This window comes from Streptomyces durmitorensis (assembly GCF_023498005.1).
GTDB classification, from domain to species: Bacteria; Actinomycetota; Actinomycetes; order Streptomycetales; family Streptomycetaceae; genus Streptomyces; species Streptomyces durmitorensis.
In genome coordinates this window covers 4,249,468-4,265,513 of sequence record NZ_CP097289.1, presented here as the reverse complement: position 1 = coordinate 4,265,513, position 16,046 = coordinate 4,249,468, and the positions used below count along the sequence as shown (strand labels likewise).

Below are 16,046 nucleotides of genomic sequence, written 5' to 3'. Positions count from 1 at the left end.
CCCGGCTGCCTTGTGGCCGCCGGGGTGCATCGGTTGCGCGTTCAGAGGCGACCAGGCGGGGGTGATGGCGGGGGCGGTGGCGTGACAGGTGCGGGAGCGGCAGCCAACTCCCTTGACAGGCAATCGTGTTCACGGCGTACGCCGATCACTGCCGCCCATGTCACGGCCGCGCAGGACACCGACGCAGTCGCCATGATGGACAGGAGCCAGAGCGTGGCGTCGGGCGCTGTATTGCTGGGGTCGACCTCGCCCTTGGGGTCCACGTAGAGGCTGATGTGTTCGCCCGTGGCAGCGCCTCTGCAGCCGCCGAAAGGGCCCTCCGCCACGCGGCCGTCGTCGTAGCGCACCTCGCACGTGGTCCGGTCGCCCTCCTGAGCCGTGGCGATGACGACCCCGCCGACCTTGCGACCACGGTCCTCCAAGACCTCGTCCTGGACGAGGAAGAGGGCGAAGAGGACCAGCGCGGCCGTCGCGAGGATGAAGACCGTCAGGGGCAGCCGCCGCTGGTCCGTCGCCACGGCGATGAACCAGAGCAGGCCCAGCGAGAGAGCCAGGCCGGGCAGGAGGAGCCAGCGGCTGATGATCGTGGAGGTCATGGCGGCGACCAGCAGCGCGATGGTGGTCGTGACGGCGTAGAGGCGGCGGGGGTGTGGTCCGCGGAAGGCGCGCGCGAGCCACGTGGGCGGGCGTCGGGTGTCCAGCCCCGCCGGCTCCCCGCGGTCCGGGTCCTCCCTCACATCCGTCCGAACCCTTCCCGCGTCCGGCGGCCCGAGCGCAGTCCCGCCGAGCCCGCCGAGCCCGCCCAGGTCACGGCGCCGACCAGGATCACTCCCGCGATGCCGGACGCCGCGTAGGTGCCGGATGTACTGGGTGCCGATGTCTGCGGGCCCACCTCGCCCTCCGGGTCCTCGATGACGGTGAGGGTGGCGCCGCGGCGCAGGTCCGAGCATCCGTCCCGCAGGTGCTGGGGCAGGACAGTGCCGTCCGCGCGACTCAGTTTGCAGGTCGCGTCGTGTTTCGGGCGCTGCGTCACGCCGGTCACCGTCACCTCGGTCGAGCGGCCCCGTGCGTCCAGGACGTCGGCGGTGTGGCCGGTCCAGGAGAACAGGCACAGGGCGATGGCCGAGGCCGCGTACAGGAGCGTGAAGTACCAAGCCCGGCCGAAGTAGTTGACCTCGGTGAGCAGGATGAGGAGGTAGCTCAGGACCACTGCCATGACGACGTACGCCACGACGCCGTCCCTGCGTACGTGCGTGAACAGAAGACGCGCGACGAGCGGCAGTGCGCATGCCAGCAGGCCGAGGGCCAGCGCCCGGAACGTCAGGGCGGCGGGCGAGAGCCGGTACTCGATGCCGGTGAGGCGGCTGCTGAGGGTGTGCGCCGCGAAGGGTGGGTGGTCGGCGTCGCTCGATCCGCCGGTGCCGGTCATTTGAGGGCCTCTTGCCTGCCGTGCTCCGATGGTCCGTGGCGCTCCGGTGGTCCGTCGTGCTCCGATGGTCCGTGGTGCTCCGATGGTCCGTCGTGCCCCGATGCCTCGTTTCCGGACGGCCCTTCGTCGTCGAACGTCGAGTTGCCCCCGATCAGCGCGACCACCCCCGCCAGCGCAACCACCTGCTCGGACTCCAGGCAGTTGCCCACGACCAGCAGCCCGCGTCCACCGCTGGGCGGGCAGGAGAGCGAGAGCGCCAAACCGATGTGGCTGTCGTCGCCCCCGAGGTCCGGGTGGGGGAACAGTGCCAGCTCGCCGTCCGGGGACATCGAAGGCTGCGAGATCACTCCCAGACCGACCCCCATCCGTGTCGGATACGCCTCTGTGTACACGAGCCGTCCGGTCAACTCCTGACCCAGCAGCCGCGATACGACCTCGCCCAGGTCCAGGTCGTTGCCCACTCTCGGCACCTCGACCACCGTGGCCATGATCTGCCAGACCGCAGGCCCTGCCTCCGAATCCGGGACGGTGACCAGGCCGTACATGATCACCCCCTGTTCCCGGAGCGCCTGCCGCCAGGCCATGAGCGCGGCCGTGAAGTCGGCGCGCAGACCCGGCTCGCGATGCGGATAGCTGCGGTCTATGAGGTCGGTGCAGCGGGCGTGGGCGGCCTCCTCGTCGATGTCGGCCGCCAGGTCGAACCAGTCGTCCGGTGCGAAGAGGCGGACGGTGCCGGTGTCCGGCGTCTGCCGTGCTGAGGTGGACGTCGGCGCGGGCATCAGTTCGTGCTCCGGTTCTGGGGCGGGACGAACGGACCGGTCGGTGTCGGTAACCGGCCCAGGTCCAGGTCGGGCAGTTTCGGCATGGTGAAGAGGTCGGGCTTCCTGGCGTGCGCGATGTCGTTGATCGCCACGGCACCGCCGCCCGGCACAAGGCCCATGAAGTTGCCGCCGTTCGTCATCAGGAAACGGGCTCCCTGGAAGGAGAACTCCGGTGTGTGCAGGCCGCCCTGTCCCATCCCGCTCGCGAATCGGAAGTAGCCGGGCACCTTGGGCAGTCCGCCCCCGCCGATCTTCATCGTCTGGGCCGCGATCTTCGGGTAGCTTCCGGCCGCGCCCGCCATCTTCGTGAGCTTGAGACCGGTCGCGAAGGCCGCGCCACCGAAGGCCAGCGTGACCGCGTCGATGATGACCGTGGGATCGGTGAGCGCCTTCATGAAGCTGCCAGTGGTGCCGACAGCCGACAGATAGTGGCTGGCCAGCGCGACGCCGCCCAGGATGAGCGCGGGCAGCGCGAGGAACTGGAGGCCGGGTATCAGGGACAGCAGCCCGAGCACCGTACTGGCGAAGCCCGCGATGTCACCCAGCACCTTCAAGAGCGGCGCGAGCTCCTTCAGCGCCGCCTTGATGTCATCGAGGATGGCATCTCCGATCTCATCGATCGCGTCGGCCAGCCCTCCGATCGCATCGCCGATCCTGTCCCAGAACCCCGGTTCGTTCGGCGCCCTGTCCATCGCGTGCTTCAGCCGCCCGGCGACGGCCTCGCCCTCATCCGTATAGCTCTGCCGCAGCCGCTCGGCGCGCCCGCGGATCTCCTCGAGGTCGGCGTTGGCCGAGTGCGCCGCCTTCTCCTTCTCGCTGCGGTCCGCCTCCTGCCGCTCCCTTCTGGCCTTGCCCTCATGGGACTTGTCCTTGGCGACGTCCAGCAGGCCAGGCTTCGGCGGCAGTCCGTCGAGGGCCTTCTGAGCGGCGCCCGCGCGCTCCTTGGCGCGCTGGGCCTCGTCCTCCAGCTGCTCGGCGTACGCCTGCTTGCTCTTCATGTACGCCGACCAGTCCTCCAGGGCCTTGGCGGCGTCGGTGAAGGAGTCGCGGGCGTCGTCGACCCTGGGCCGGAAGTTGTCGTGGAACTGCTCCCGAAAGGCCTCCGCCGCCTTGCCGCGCCAGTCGCCGCGGCCCGTGCCGTTCAGTACGTGGGCCATGTCGCGCAGGGCGTCGGCCGTGCGGCGCACGATGCCGGCGACGTCGATGGCGGTCGGCAGATCGCCGGGGCAGGGGCAGTAGCCGATCGCGGGGAAACGGGCGTCGGCGGCGGGATCGGGGCGCAGCCACGGCGGCTGCGGGCTGCCGCTCACGCGGCCTTGGCCCGCGTGGGGGTCGCGCCCTGGGGCGCGGCGTTGCCTTCGGGCTTCTTGCGGAGTTCGGTCTCGATCTGTTCGTCCAGATCGTCGAAGCTCTTCTTGATCTTGCCGAGAGCCTTCGACGCGGACTTTGAGAACTTCGCCAACTCCTTGATCCCGTAGGACCATTCGTCACCGAAGTCGTCCATGCGCCTGGCCAGCTTCGGGACCCCCATCGAGGCGCCGTCGACTTCTTCCATCTCGCGGCACGGCTTCTTCATGACGTCGGAGATGTTCCCGATGTCGCGCTGGGTCCGCTCCAGCATGGCGTAGTCGATGTAGAGGTCACTCATGACGTAAGTGGACTACGGGGGGGTGGAGTTCAGGGCGGGCTCAGTGCGGCCTTGATGCCGGGCTGATGTGGAATTGACGAGGCGTTGACGGGCTCTCTTGCCGACGAGGACGACCTCGGCCTCGCTCCGACCGAGGACGGGCAGACCTCACGCCCGCCCCCGCCCCCGCCCCCGCGAAAAGTCCCCCCGCCCCACCCGCGCCGCAAGCCCCTCGCTCTCGCCGTCCGCGTCCCGGAGCAGCGACCCGTACCCCGTGGCCGCCCACACGCTCCGCTCGCCCGGCACCTCGAAGTACGGCACCCTGCGCCCCTCGGGGCCCTCGTCCGTGAGCACCTCCGGCGCCCGGCGTGCGCGGACCGCGGCCCCGCACTCCTCGCATGCCGCGACGTGCAGCTGCTCGCGCCGCCCCAGGGGGCGCCACCGGATGCGGAGGTCGGCGCGGCCGTGCAGGGGGTTGAAGAAGCAGAGGGGAAGCGGCGGTGCCGTGGAGCCCTCGACGTCCAGCGCGTCCCGGTCCAGCGCGTCCCGGTCCAACGCGTCCCGGCCCTCCGTCACCAAGGCCAGCACACCCGCCAGGTCCGGCAGGCCGCGCGCCGCGTCGAGGACGGTGCCTGCTGCGGCGTATGCGTCAAGTGCGCCTTGCAGGCCAGGAGTTGAGGTGTCCGCGGACTGGACCGCCTCGCCCAGTGCGAGGACCTCCGCCTCGGTCTGGCGACGCAGCGCCGCCTCGTCCGCGGTACGCGCCGCCGCGAACACCGCCTGGGGGAAGGCGAAGGGCGAGCCGGTCGCGCTCGGGTAGCGCTGGGGGCGGCCGCGCCTCCGGCGGCGTACGCCCACGAACGCGAGCAGAGCCCCGGCCGCCAGGGCGAGAGCGACGGCCACCGAGACCGGCAGCAGCCAGGGGGAGCCGCCGTCACCCGCACCGTCGGCGTCCTCGCGAGGGAGGCCGCCGCTCCCGCTCCCGCCGTCACCGTCCCCCAGGTGCTCCGTGGCGTCCTCGTACAGCTTCGTGCCGTCGCCCTCCGCGATCAGCTCGATCGCCTTCTCCGTCTGATCCGCGAGCCCCGCGTCCTTCATCTCGTCAAGGAAGCCGACCGCGCCCACCGCGTCGCGAGCCTGGTGCTTCTCGCCAGGCCACTCGAAGCCGTGCAGATCACCGGTCCACCTGTCGCCGCCCGTCACGAGAACGAGTTCGCGGCGGTCGGCGCGATCGATGCGGTCGTGCACGACCTCCGCGAACGCGTCGGCCTCACCGTCGTACGCGTCGCCCTGCACGATCGGCACCAAGGCCACCTTGATCGGCAGTCCGGTCCTCTCGATCTGCCGTACGAGCTGCTTCTGTCGGGCGGGAGGCACGGAGTCGGTGTACGCGGCGTCGACGTACACGGGTGACGTGCGCAGCGCGTCGGCCACCTTCTCGCCCGGACTCGGGGTTGCGGGCGCTCCAGGCGCTCCAGGCGCTGCGGGCGCTCCGGGAGCCCCGGGCGCCTGTGCGGCCGCAGGCAGCGCCGTCGCGACGAGGGCCGCGAAGGCGACCACCGCTGTCGCGAGGGCACGCTTCACGTCACTGGACACCGGCGTACTCCCTTACCTGGCGGATGAGTTGAGAGATCCCGTCACGAGCCGCGGGCAGCGGGCCCGGCGCCTCCTCGTACGGCACGCGCTCACCGCGTCGCGCGCCCGGGAGGGTCAGCCGGAGCGTGTGCGCGAGGCGGGGCTGCACGGCGACAAGGACGCGGCACTGCGCGCACACCGGAATGGTGCGCAGGCGCTGGTCCTCCGCCGCGTACCGGGCGTCGCGCCACCCCGTGGCCGGGCCGTGCAGCGGGTTGAGCGCGCAGCAGGTCTTGTCGGCCCCGACGAGCGCGCCGCGGCCCGCCCGTGCGAGGACGACGGCGGCCGCGAGGTCGGCGGGTGTGGCGTCGTCGTCGACGTGCCCGTCGGGGTCGCGGTCGGCGAGGAGCGTAGCGGTGTCGAGGCAGTCCCAGACGCGGGTGCGGACGGCGGACGCGAGCGCGCTCTGCTCGTCCGCTGCATCGAACTCCCGGGCCAGGGCGTCGAGTTCGTCGCGCGCCGTGCGGCGCAGATAGTCGTGGGAAGGGTCCGGGGGAGCCTCGAAGGACGTGGTGGCGGAAGACGTGGTGGCGGAAGGAGAAGACGTCGTACGCGGCCGTCGGAGGCCCGGCACCGCGAGGCGCAGGATGCCGAGCAGCGCGGCGACGATCCCGAAGACGAGCGCTGCCGCGACCGCGCCGACCATGAGCCCCGGCCAGAAGTCGCCGGAGAAGAGCGGGGAGAGCGCGTTCTCCTCGACGGGGTCCGGCTCGTCGTCCATGCCGAGCGAGGAGGTCTCGGGCCGGTCGGTGCGCGGCGCCTTGTCGAGGTACGTCATCAGGTCGTCGAGCCGCTCGCCGAGGCGGTGGTCGGTGGAGCGGTCGTCGTCATCGCCGTAGCGGATGGAGTCGGGCAGTTCGAAGGCGACGAGATTGGCGTCGATGCGTACGTCGTAGGTGACGACGTCGATGGAGCCGCCGAGGGGATCGGCGACGACGTACACGCCGTGGTCGCCCTTCGCGCCCATCTTCTGCCGCACGGCCTCCACGAAGAGCTCGGGCTCGCCCCCGGACTCGTCCTCGGTGAGCTGCGGCACGAGCGCGACGAAAACCGGCCCACGGTCGAACTTCGCGATGCGCTCGCCGAGTTCACGCCTCTGCGCGGGGTCGAGGACGTGCGGACTCTCGGGATCGCTGTAGACGGGACCGGGACCGCCCTTCCGCAGCCCGTCGGCGACACGATCGACGCGGCTCGACAGGTCGGTGGCGGTGGGTGGCGGCGCGGCGTCGGCCGTCTCCTGGCCGAAGACGAGGGAGGCGCCGAGGGCGATCGCCCCGGCGACGAGCACGGCCGCCCCGGCCTCGACGCGACGCGCGGTGAGGCGACGGGGCGGGCCCGCCGCCTTGGGGGCGGCGCCGACACCCGTCACGCGACGGCGCCACCACCGGCGTACGTACGGACTGAGGCCGATGACCAGGAGTGGTACGCCGCTGAGCGCGATCCCGGTCACGAACGACTGGTTGTCGCGATCGACGGGATCGATGTGCAGCTTCTCCTCCTCCCCGTGGGCGGCGGCGTCCTCCTGGCGGGCGGCCTCCGCGCGTTCGGCGGCCTTCTCGCTGCCCTGCGCGATGACGTCGGTGAACCGCTCGAAGCTGAGCAACGGGCCTGCATCGTACGGAAGTTCATAGAGCGCGACAGTCGACGCGTCATCGGCGGGCGCCCGCACCCCGAAGGCGGTGGCCTCCGCGACGCCCATGTCGTCGACGAGCACATACAGCCCGTCCCGCCCCAGCCGGTCATGCACGGCCGCGAGCAGCCGGTCAGCGCCGACGCCCTGATCGGGCAGTACGAGGACGTAGGTGGGCACCTTGGTCCGCTGGGCCAGCTTCTTGAACTGCGGGGCGGTGGAGCGGGGGATGTCGCGGGGGAGCTGGTCGGTCACGTAGACGGGGTCGGCGCGCAGGAGGTCGGCGAGGGCGGCGGGTTGGGTGGGGGCGGGCTCAGTGGCGCTCGCGCTCGCGGGGTGCGCGGCGGCCGCGCCGAAGCCGAGCAGGAGGAGGGAGCAAAGGGTGGCGAGCACGGTGAGGCGGCGCCGGCCGCGGGGGCGGACGCGGGGTACACGATGGCCGCGAGGTATGCGATGAGGACCCTGCGCCCACGCGCCGTCGGCCCTGTTCCCCATCACGCTCACCCGTCCCACCCCGTAACTCATTGGGCGCACTTTACTGTCGCGACGGAGGCGTTTCCATGGGGGTGCTGTTACGGGCCGGTGCGGGAGAGCAGGGCGTCGGAGGGCCCTTGGCCTCCCCTCCGCCCGGCCCCATGACCATGTCCCGCAAGCCATTGCAGAGGCCGCGGGACGCGCTGACCCGGTCCGACACCCGAATCGCGATGCGGAATGCGCCGCAGGGGCGCCGGGTGACGAGGGGTGCACCGGCAGCCGAATGTGCGGCGGCGAAGGTCATGACTGTCATCCGCTGGAGGGTCTCGCCGGGGGCGGTTGTCCAGGGCGTCGTGGTGGTGTCAGCCCGCGGAGCCCGACGACACGGGGTCCGCGGAAGGGCTTGAAGGGTCTGTGGGGGCTTCTTCCTCGTCCTCCGAAGGCTCGGTGAAACTCACCGTGCGGAGGACGGCCGCCATGATGTCGCAGAACTCGGTCCAGTAGTCCGTGGACGCGGTGTAGAGAGTGAAGATCGCGGTGAACGGGCCGGTGGGAAAGGGGACATGGACCTGGATCTGGCCGGTGAGCAGATCCACCGCCTCGCCGGTCGCGGTCACTTTCGGACTGAGCTGGTACTTGGTCAGCGTGATGCAGGAGACTGCGGGTCCGCACGGCAGGTCGAGCCAGCGTGCGTCGTTGTGCGGCTCTCGGGAGAGGACCGCGAGGATGCCCTGGGCGGCGACGTCGGTGTCCTTCGCGGACTGGTCCGTCGGAACGGCCGCCACGGTGAAGGCGCACTGGGCGACACCGTCGGCGCCTTCGTATCGGGCCTCGAACCCCCCGCCGTCCTCGCCCTCTGCGGCCCCTTCGGCTTCCTCGGCGGTGGAGAAGAGCCCCATCGCCGAGTACGAGATGCCGTTCCCCGCCATGAGCTCGGCCAGGCCCTCGTAGTAGGGCGCGGCCGGCTCCCAGATGCTTTCGTCGCCACGGGAGTAGAGGCCGCGTACGAACTCGTGGGAGCGTTCGGCGCGCTCCTCGGGGGTGGCGGCCAAAGGGAGGGCGAAGAAGCCGTCGGGGACGTTGAACCAGAGGGGCGGGGGTTCCTCGTCGGCGTGATGGGGCAGCGTTCCGCTCGTGGAGTCGACGGAGGTTGTCATCGTGGTGGGACCGTCCTGGTCGGAAGAGGATGCGGCGTCGGGTTCTAGAAGTCGTCGGGGTGGCGGTCCTCGCACTCCACCTCAGCGCCTTCGGCATCCATGGTCATGTCGTTCTCGGAGAGGCCGAAGAACGAGTCGACTTCGTACGACCTGATGAAGGAGATCTGGTAGTGGCCGCAGGGCAGGCGGCTGACCACCGGGGCACCGGCGTCCGACGACGCCGGAGACGCCGCGACGAAGGCCTCGACTGTGGTCCGCTGTGCCGGTGTGAGGTCGTCGAGCGGGATCAGTTCGAGGGGATGGCGCAGGTACCGGGTGAACTTCTCCTGCGTGACGGCGTGCAGCCTGCACCAGGAGTCGTCACTGAAAATGACCTTGACGTCAGTCCCGTCCTTGAAGGGCTTCGGCTCCACTCGGCTGATCCGGGAGCGGGGGACCTCCCAGAGCACTTCGTCCTCGATGAGGCGATCGTTCTTCTTGGAGTGGGGGAAGCCCACGATGACCAGTCGGCGGTCGGTGACGATCGCGTGCGTGCGGTAGTGCTTCTCGGGTGAGCGCGCGGGATCCAGCTGCCAGGGCAGGGTGCGGGCGACGGAGCCGGAGGCGGCCCACAGGACAGGGAAGTCCTCGATCTCGTCGGCGGGTTCGTCCGGAGTGCCGGAGCCTGACCCCGGTCCCGAGCCGCCGCTGACATTCCCCCCGGCTGAGCTGAGTACGGCCATGATGGCGCCCCCGAGGGCGATCAGTCCGCCCTTGCCGACGTTCCGCGCGACCGAGCCGCCCGTCGAACGAGCCTGGTACACCGGTCCCTCAGGCCAGCCGGGCAGCTCACTCTGGATGTCACGTCGCTCGGTGTCGCGAAACCAGCGCATGCCCCGGACACGCGTGGCTTCGCCGGTGGCGAAGGTGACGTACGCGCGGGTGAGGAGCGTTTCGCCCGGTTCGGGCTGCCAGGTATCCATATCGGCAAGTATCTTCCTGTGTGGTAATCCTGGGGCCTTTGACGTGCGTGAACCTGTTTCCGTCGTCCTGCGTCGACCTCACACTTCGCGCCGGGAGCTCAGCCGCCCGATGCTCGGAAACTTGATGTCCAGCCGGATGACGCTCACCCGCCCGACGCGGATTTCTCGAACTGGTCACCAGGGAAGAGCGCCTCTCCCACGTGCTGGTGGATGCTCTCGACCTTGGGGAAAATCTTGAGACCTGCGTCCATGGCGATACCGGCCCCAAGGGGGTTGATGTTCACCCCCGGGATGAGGTTGGCGCCCTTGGAGCCGAGCCACTGGCCCGCGTGGTAACCCTGGTTGGCGATTCCGCCCATGCGCGATGCCAGACCGCTGGTGGCATGGGAGACCTCGTAGACGTTGTCTGCCATACCGCCGAGCACCACCTTGCCGGGCAGCAGCTTGATCCCGCCCTTGACGAAACCCGCCTGCTCCCCGGTGGAGATCAGCATGCGCGCCTTGCCGATGTTGGTCGCCTGGAACCCCTTGCCGAGGTTGCCGGCCTTGGCCAGGCCGGCGGTCCTGGCCAGCTTCGAGGTCTTGCCGGCCACCTTGATGCCCTTGCTGAACGCCCCGATCCCCGGCATCAACCCCACCGCGTCCATCCCGATCTGCATCCAACTCACGTCCGCGCCAGCTGCCTTGGCGACGCCGTGAGCCGCCAGCGCGAGCCCGCTCGCGATGAGTGCGGCCGTACCGAAGATCGCCGCGAGCGGCGGGAAGGGGAGCGTGATGATGGCCAACAGGCCCAGCACCGCGGTCAGGTCACTCAGCAGATCGCCGATCAGCGCGATCATGTCGGCGTGATCCTTGATCCACTGACCCGTGGCGTCCCACGCGTCAGCGACTCCCTTGGTGAGCTTGTCCCAGAAACCGGGCTCGTCCGGGGCGATGTCCCCAGCCTTGTCGAGCTCCTTGCTGATGGCTCCGGCGGCACGGCTGTAGCGGTCTTCCAGGTCGTGGACCTGCTGCGTGACACCGTCGACGTCTCCCGACGCCTTGGCGGACTCCTCGCTGTTGGGCTTCGCCTCTTCGCGGGCCTCCAGCTTCCGCCCGGCCGACTTCTCGAGCCGGTCCGCCTCGTCCTGGAAGTCCTGGAGCTCACCCGCCCACTTGTGCAGCGCCCGGGATGCCTTGTCGAACGACTCGTGGCTCTTGCGGACGAGCGGCGTGACGTCCTGGCCTATGTACTCCGTGAAGGCGAGGGCGGTCTTGCCCTTCCACGCCCCGCACTCGATCCGCTCCAAGTCCCGTACGGCGTGGCCGAGTTCCGTCGCGAGTCCACCCAGCTTCTTCGCTAGCTCCCGGGTGTCCGTCACGTCCCCAGGGGTGGGGTCCCAGCCGATGTGCGGGAAGGCAGGACGCTTTGCCACGTCACTTGCCCTTCTTCTTCGAGTCCGCCTTCGCCGACTTGAGCGACTCGGCAAGCTCTTGGTCCAGCTCGCTGAACTTCTCGCCGATCTTGTCGATCATCTTGACGGCGCCGTGCGTGTGCTTGCCGAGCTGTTTGACGCCGTAGCCCCACTCGTCGGCGAACTCGTGCACGTCCTCGACGAGCTTGCCCGCGCCGACGGCCGAGCCGTCGGTGTTGCGCAGGGCGCGGCGCGCGGCGTCCATGCGGTCGCTGACCGTGGAGAACGTCTTGCGGAGGTCTTCGAAGATCGTGTCGTCGAGGCGTAGGTCGCTCATGTCCGCTGCGTGTTTCCCCTCGGCGGTCATCGTCGGCTTGCAGGCGCGCGGGAAGGGCGCCGGGACCGACGATAACTGTGGGATGCAGGGATTCGCCAGGGCGAACGCTTATGAGGTGCGGAATGATAGGGAGGTATGTGCAGAACCGGTGCACGCTCGCCTGTTCAGGGTCAGGAGACCTTGCTTCTTCTTTGCCTTCCGCTTTGCTTCCATTTACTTTCTGGGCGTCCCGACCCGGCGGGGACCGACGCGACGGCGCGTGGGCCATCGGGGAAGTGGCGGCTCGGCGTGTGACGAGCCGCCAACCGGACCCGCTTGATCAGCGGTTGACGGACTGGACCTCCTCGACGGTGACCGGCTGATCGTTGCCGTACTCGCCGTCGGGAAGGTCACCGCCCGCGCCATCCGTGCCGGTCCAGGTGATGTCCCAGGTGGCGGTGGCCTGGAGGTTGAAGGTGCCGTTGCCGGAGGAGCGCTGGTAGGTGACGCCGCAGGGCGGCTGCTCCTTGGACTTGCCCTTCGCGTACGGCTCACCGATCGAACCGTCGTCGTTGAGCTCGCACTTGCCGGAGGCGGGGATCCGCACGGCATCCTCGGTACCCGGCTTGATGCTGAGCGCGACGGGCTTCGCGGTCGTCGTCGCCTCGATGTGCAGTCCGGGCGCGTCGAGCGAGGCGGTCACGGACACGGGGCTGAAGTCACCCTTGTCGAGCCAGGCCCAGGTGGGGAGGTTCACCTTGGAGGGGCCGTCGGGGGCGAGGGTGACCTTGGTGCCGGGGACCTTGATCTGCTCGTACGCGAGGCCTGCGAGGATTTCTGGATCGATGACCTGCGGGACGTCCTCAGGGGTCTCGCCGTTCTCGACCCAGAAAGGCTCCCTGTCGCACTTGAACTGCTCGGCCATGGAGGCATTGGGGTTCTGCTGGGCCCCCCACCACATGCCGTCCTTCTCCTTGTCGATGTTGTAGCCGTCCTTGGCGTACGCCTGGTTCTGGTCCGACATGTCACCGAGTACGTCACGGGGTGCGTCGGGATCATGCCGCGCCCCGAAGTAGAGCCGCTGGCGGTACTCCTGGAACTCGGTGGCCTTCCACTCCGGCGCGTACCAGCACCCGGGCGGCGTCCAGTTGGTGTCGACGGAGGCCACGGGGCCGCCGCCGCCCTTGTTGTTGCCGGTGGAGGTGTAGGTGATTTTGGCGACGGCGGCTACGGTGTCGCCGTCCTTTTTCCCGGACACGTTTCCGTCGCCGAACTCCGTGCCTGCCAGGGCCGGGCTCGCGGCCGCAAGCACCAGCGATATGCCGGTAGTCAATAGAACCAGCGGCTTCCGCACGATCATGACCTGCACTCCTCAGCCCCGTCGCGCACCTGAGCCTGCTTGGCCCTCCACAGACCCTTGTTGCTGTCGGAGGCGGTCATGAGGATTTCCCAAGAGGCGAAATCCTGGACGCTCGGCTTGGTGCGGTGCACCTTATCCGTCTTAACTTCCTTGCTGAAGAACTTGGTGGCGTCGCTGCAGAAGGAGACGACAGCCGACCTCTTGTTCTTCACCACGTCAACCTTGGTGCCGCTGAATTTCTGCTCACCCGTGACCGTGTAGCCGGCGTCGACGTTCTTCTTGATCTGGTCCTTCGCGTACTTGAACGCCGGTCCTTGGTACTCCGAGTAGAACTTGTAGGCGGCGTCTTCCGGGTCTTGCTTCACGATTCCGTGCCGGATCGCCGTCACGAAGCTCTGCGCGTCCTTCACGGCCGCTGCCTGGTCGGCGTCCGGAAGGCTGCTCTTCTCGAAGACAAGGTCGATGTCCGAGGGAAGTTTCATCTCGGGCCGGTCGATCGCTGGTGTCTCGCTCTTCTTCGCGCTCGGCGACGCACTCTTCGCGCCCCCGTCATCCGCCCCAGCGATCTTGTCCTTCCCCGAGTCCTTGTCGTCCCCACCCCCGCATCCGGTCAGGAGCAGGGCAGTGGCAGCCGTCAGCGAGACGACGGCGACGGGCAGGGTGCGACTGCGGTTCACGTGGGACTCCCGGTGGGGCGACAGTTCTGCAAGCCATCCGAAGGTACTGAAGTGGTCAATGGATTCGCCAGGTTTCACAATGGCAAGTAGTGAATGTCTCGTGAGGTGAATGGCCGTACAAAGTCACCCAGTTCGGTCGCAGCGGGGACGAATGGCCCGCCCGTCACCGCCCGTCACGAATAGCCGGAATGGAAGGCTCCACAGACGCGTAGACAGACGATGCACGTGAAGGGTGGGGGAGGAAGAATGAGCGGCATGGCCAAGGTGAAAGACATCGATGCCCGCGGTATGCAGCACTGTGAGACGACAGCACTGGGCGTGCTGCTGCGGCATGAGGGGCTCGACTTGTCCGAGCCCATGCTGTTCGGGCTCGGCTCCGGGCTGTCCTTCATCTACTGGGACAGCAAAGCCATGGGCTTTCCCTTCCTGGGAGGCCGGGTCAAGCCGTTCGAGCTCACCAGGAACCTGGCCGCCGTACTCGGGCTCGAATTGCTGGTCGAGGAGACCACGTCCCCGCGCAAGGCATGGCAGAACGTGGCGGCACCCATCGACGCCGGTCGGCCGGTGGGCCTTCAGCTCGACAGCTACCACCTGGACTACTTCAGCACCAAGGTGCACTTCGGCGGGCACGTCGTGGCCATGTACGGCTACGACGAACAGGACGCCTACCTGGTGGACACCGCCCCGCAGGGCGGAGCCGTCTCGACCGGCCTCGCCGCCCTCGCCAGGGCCAGGGCCGAGCGCGGCCCCATGACCGCCAGGCACCGCTCCTTCACCATCACGGCGCCCGGCAGCCTGCCGTCGCCCAGCAGCCTGCCGTCACCGCAGGACCGGATCATCCCCGCGATCAAGACCTGCGCCGACGCCTTCCTGAACCCGCCCATCGCGAACCTGGGCCACCGGGGCATCGAGAAGGCCGCCAAGCAAGTGCCGAAGTGGCTGCAGCGCAGCGAAAACCCGCGGGAGGACCTGCCACAGGCCGCCGTCCTCATGGAGAGGGCAGGCACCGGCGGCGCACTGTTCCGCAATCTCTACCGGGACTTCCTCGCCGAGTGCGCCCAGCAGATCGACAGCAGCCACCTGCGCACCGGCCACGGCCTGTATGCCGAGGCCGCCACCCTCTGGACGCAGGTGGCCGCACTCGTCTCGACAGCAGGCGAATCCGACGACGCGAAGCACCTCGCGCAAGCAGGCTCGATCCTCCACGAGCTCTCGCGCATCGAACGCGAGGCGATGCAGGCACTCAGCATGCTCTAGGGGCCGGGCGGCCGGGCGGCCGGGCGTACGGGCGTACGGGTGGCCCTCGCCACGGGATCGGAGTGCCGCCTCGTACGCTGACAAGCCAGAGTCAACAAAGGGGACGGGGACAACAGCATGGCCCGCTACACCGAAGCGCAGACCATCGCCCGCGGCGGATTCAGCATCAAGGTGCCGGAGACCTGGTGGGAGTTCGACGTCCGCCCGGAGTCGCGCGACGCCAGCATCCGCCAGATGATCAACGACCGCGTACGCGAACGTCCCGAGCTGGAGCCGCACCGCAACACCTTCGAGGGCTTCCTGCGCAAGGCGTCCAAGGAGGCCTGGCAGTCCGGAGCCCTGTACTGCGGCTGCATGGCGGAGAGCTTCGGCGGCGACGTGCCGATCACCGGCTCGGTCACGGTCTCCCTGGTCGGCGCCCGCACGTCGAGCGGCGACGTGCTGCCGACCGACCCGGCGGCGATCGTGGCCCAGCTCGGCGTACGGGAGGCCAAGCGCGAGGGCGACACGTACCGGAAGGTGACGACGGTGGACATACCGGGCGTGGGGATGGCGGCCAGGACGTTCGGCATCGAGGACGTCTCGGTCCCCGGCGACGACCGCACGATGCGCGTCGTACTGATGCAGACGTTCATTCCGGTGCCGGGGCAGGAGGGCAAGGTCGCACTGGTGGCGGGGAGCAGCCAGGTCCTGGACCTGGCGGAGTCGTTCTTCGACATCTTCGATGCGGTGACGTCCACCTTCCGCTTCGCGGAGTAGCGGAGTAGCGGAGCAGGAGGGAAGGGGGAGGGGCATGGAGATCCGTTTGAATCCTCCGGACGGCATCCCTCCGGTGTTCATCGGGATGCCCTTCGAGGAGGCCGTGAAGGCGGCGGAAGTCTGGGGAGACGTAAGGGTGTTGGGGCCGACGTCCCTCGATCCGACGGTCAAGATTCAGGCGGTGAACGACGGGTTCGACGTCCTGCTGATCCTCAGGGACCAGAAGACGGTCAACGCGGTGGATGTGTCGGGCCCGGATGGCGACGACGGCGACGGCGACGACGGCACGGACCTCCGAGTGCTGTACGACGGAGTTGACGTATTCCGCACCCCTGCACGCCAGTTGCTGCCAATGTTCGCGGATCGGGGACATCGGATCGACGACACCGATCCAGAATCCCCTGTCGTCCTGGATCTCACGATCGCCTTCTCCCGTTGGACGTCGCAAGATGTCCCGGTGGACCCGGAAGACGGGCTGCCCCTCTACTTCACGGCGGCCCTCGTCTCGAACGAGAACCCCCGTACGCCCTGAGGTCCGGCCACATCGA

Annotated in this window: 16 protein-coding genes; 3 read left to right on the top strand and 13 right to left on the bottom strand. The window is 69.1% G+C overall.

The annotated features are described in order from the left end of the window. Positions 1–41: 41 nt before the first annotated feature. The 13 genes from M4V62_RS19060 to M4V62_RS19000 form a co-directional block, all read right to left on the bottom strand. Positions 42–737, bottom strand: coding sequence for a hypothetical protein (locus M4V62_RS19060; RefSeq protein ID WP_249588453.1), 696 nt, complete (start codon positions 735–737; stop codon positions 42–44). Then, positions 734–1,429 carry a hypothetical protein gene (locus M4V62_RS19055; RefSeq protein ID WP_249588452.1) on the bottom strand — a complete coding sequence of 232 codons (696 nt, stop codon included), beginning with the start codon at positions 1,427–1,429 and terminating at the stop codon, positions 734–736. Before M4V62_RS19055 ends, M4V62_RS19060 begins: the two co-directional genes overlap by 4 nt. Further along, positions 1,426–2,208, bottom strand: coding sequence for a hypothetical protein (locus tag M4V62_RS19050; protein ID WP_249588451.1), 783 nt, complete (start codon positions 2,206–2,208; stop codon positions 1,426–1,428). The genes M4V62_RS19055 and M4V62_RS19050 overlap by 4 nt, the downstream gene beginning before the upstream one ends. Further along, positions 2,208–3,560 carry a putative T7SS-secreted protein gene (locus M4V62_RS19045; protein ID WP_249588450.1) on the bottom strand — a complete coding sequence of 451 codons (1,353 nt, stop codon included), beginning with the start codon at positions 3,558–3,560 and terminating at the stop codon, positions 2,208–2,210. The genes M4V62_RS19050 and M4V62_RS19045 overlap by 1 nt, the downstream gene beginning before the upstream one ends. Further along, a complete protein-coding gene (locus M4V62_RS19040; RefSeq protein WP_249588449.1) occupies positions 3,557–3,898 on the bottom strand; it encodes a hypothetical protein in 342 nt (113 codons plus the stop codon). Before M4V62_RS19040 ends, M4V62_RS19045 begins: the two co-directional genes overlap by 4 nt. 147 nt (positions 3,899–4,045) lie before the next feature. Then, positions 4,046–5,473, bottom strand: coding sequence for a hypothetical protein (locus M4V62_RS19035; RefSeq protein WP_249588448.1), 1,428 nt, complete (start codon positions 5,471–5,473; stop codon positions 4,046–4,048). Further along, a complete protein-coding gene (locus M4V62_RS19030; RefSeq protein WP_249588447.1) occupies positions 5,463–7,535 on the bottom strand; it encodes a hypothetical protein in 2,073 nt (690 codons plus the stop codon). The genes M4V62_RS19035 and M4V62_RS19030 overlap by 11 nt, the downstream gene beginning before the upstream one ends. A 443-nt stretch (positions 7,536–7,978) precedes the next feature. Continuing rightward, on the bottom strand, positions 7,979–8,773 hold the full coding sequence (locus M4V62_RS19025) for a hypothetical protein (protein WP_249588446.1): 795 nt from the start codon (positions 8,771–8,773) through the stop codon (positions 7,979–7,981). Between the two features lie 44 nt (positions 8,774–8,817). Then, positions 8,818–9,735: a hypothetical protein gene (locus M4V62_RS19020; protein ID WP_249588445.1), complete on the bottom strand. Its 918-nt coding sequence runs from the start codon at positions 9,733–9,735 to the stop codon at positions 8,818–8,820. 143 nt (positions 9,736–9,878) lie between these two features. Beyond that, complete coding sequence (locus M4V62_RS19015; RefSeq protein ID WP_249588444.1) at positions 9,879–11,150, bottom strand: enoyl-CoA hydratase/isomerase family protein; 1,272 nt, start codon at positions 11,148–11,150, stop codon at positions 9,879–9,881. Position 11,151: 1 nt separating this feature from the next. Further along, on the bottom strand, positions 11,152–11,466 hold the full coding sequence (locus M4V62_RS19010; protein WP_249588443.1) for a hypothetical protein: 315 nt from the start codon (positions 11,464–11,466) through the stop codon (positions 11,152–11,154). A gap of 319 nt (positions 11,467–11,785) precedes the next feature. After that, positions 11,786–12,778, bottom strand: coding sequence for a hypothetical protein (locus M4V62_RS19005; protein WP_249588442.1), 993 nt, complete (start codon positions 12,776–12,778; stop codon positions 11,786–11,788). A 23-nt stretch (positions 12,779–12,801) separates the two neighbouring features. Further along, positions 12,802–13,560, bottom strand: coding sequence for a hypothetical protein (locus M4V62_RS19000; RefSeq protein WP_249588441.1), 759 nt, complete (start codon positions 13,558–13,560; stop codon positions 12,802–12,804). A 177-nt stretch (positions 13,561–13,737) separates the two neighbouring features. Here M4V62_RS19000 and M4V62_RS18995 point away from each other — a divergent pair, with 177 nt between their 5' ends. The 3 genes from M4V62_RS18995 (at position 13,738) to M4V62_RS18985 (ending at position 16,030) form a co-directional block, all read left to right on the top strand. Further along, complete coding sequence (locus M4V62_RS18995) at positions 13,738–14,739, top strand: BtrH N-terminal domain-containing protein (protein ID WP_249588440.1); 1,002 nt, start codon at positions 13,738–13,740, stop codon at positions 14,737–14,739. 117 nt (positions 14,740–14,856) lie between these two features. Then, entirely contained in the window at positions 14,857–15,498 is a 642-nt protein-coding gene (locus M4V62_RS18990) for a hypothetical protein (protein ID WP_249588439.1), read from the top strand. A gap of 34 nt (positions 15,499–15,532) precedes the next feature. Next, complete coding sequence (locus M4V62_RS18985; protein WP_249588438.1) at positions 15,533–16,030, top strand: hypothetical protein; 498 nt, start codon at positions 15,533–15,535, stop codon at positions 16,028–16,030. The last annotated feature ends 16 nt before the right edge of the window (positions 16,031–16,046 follow it).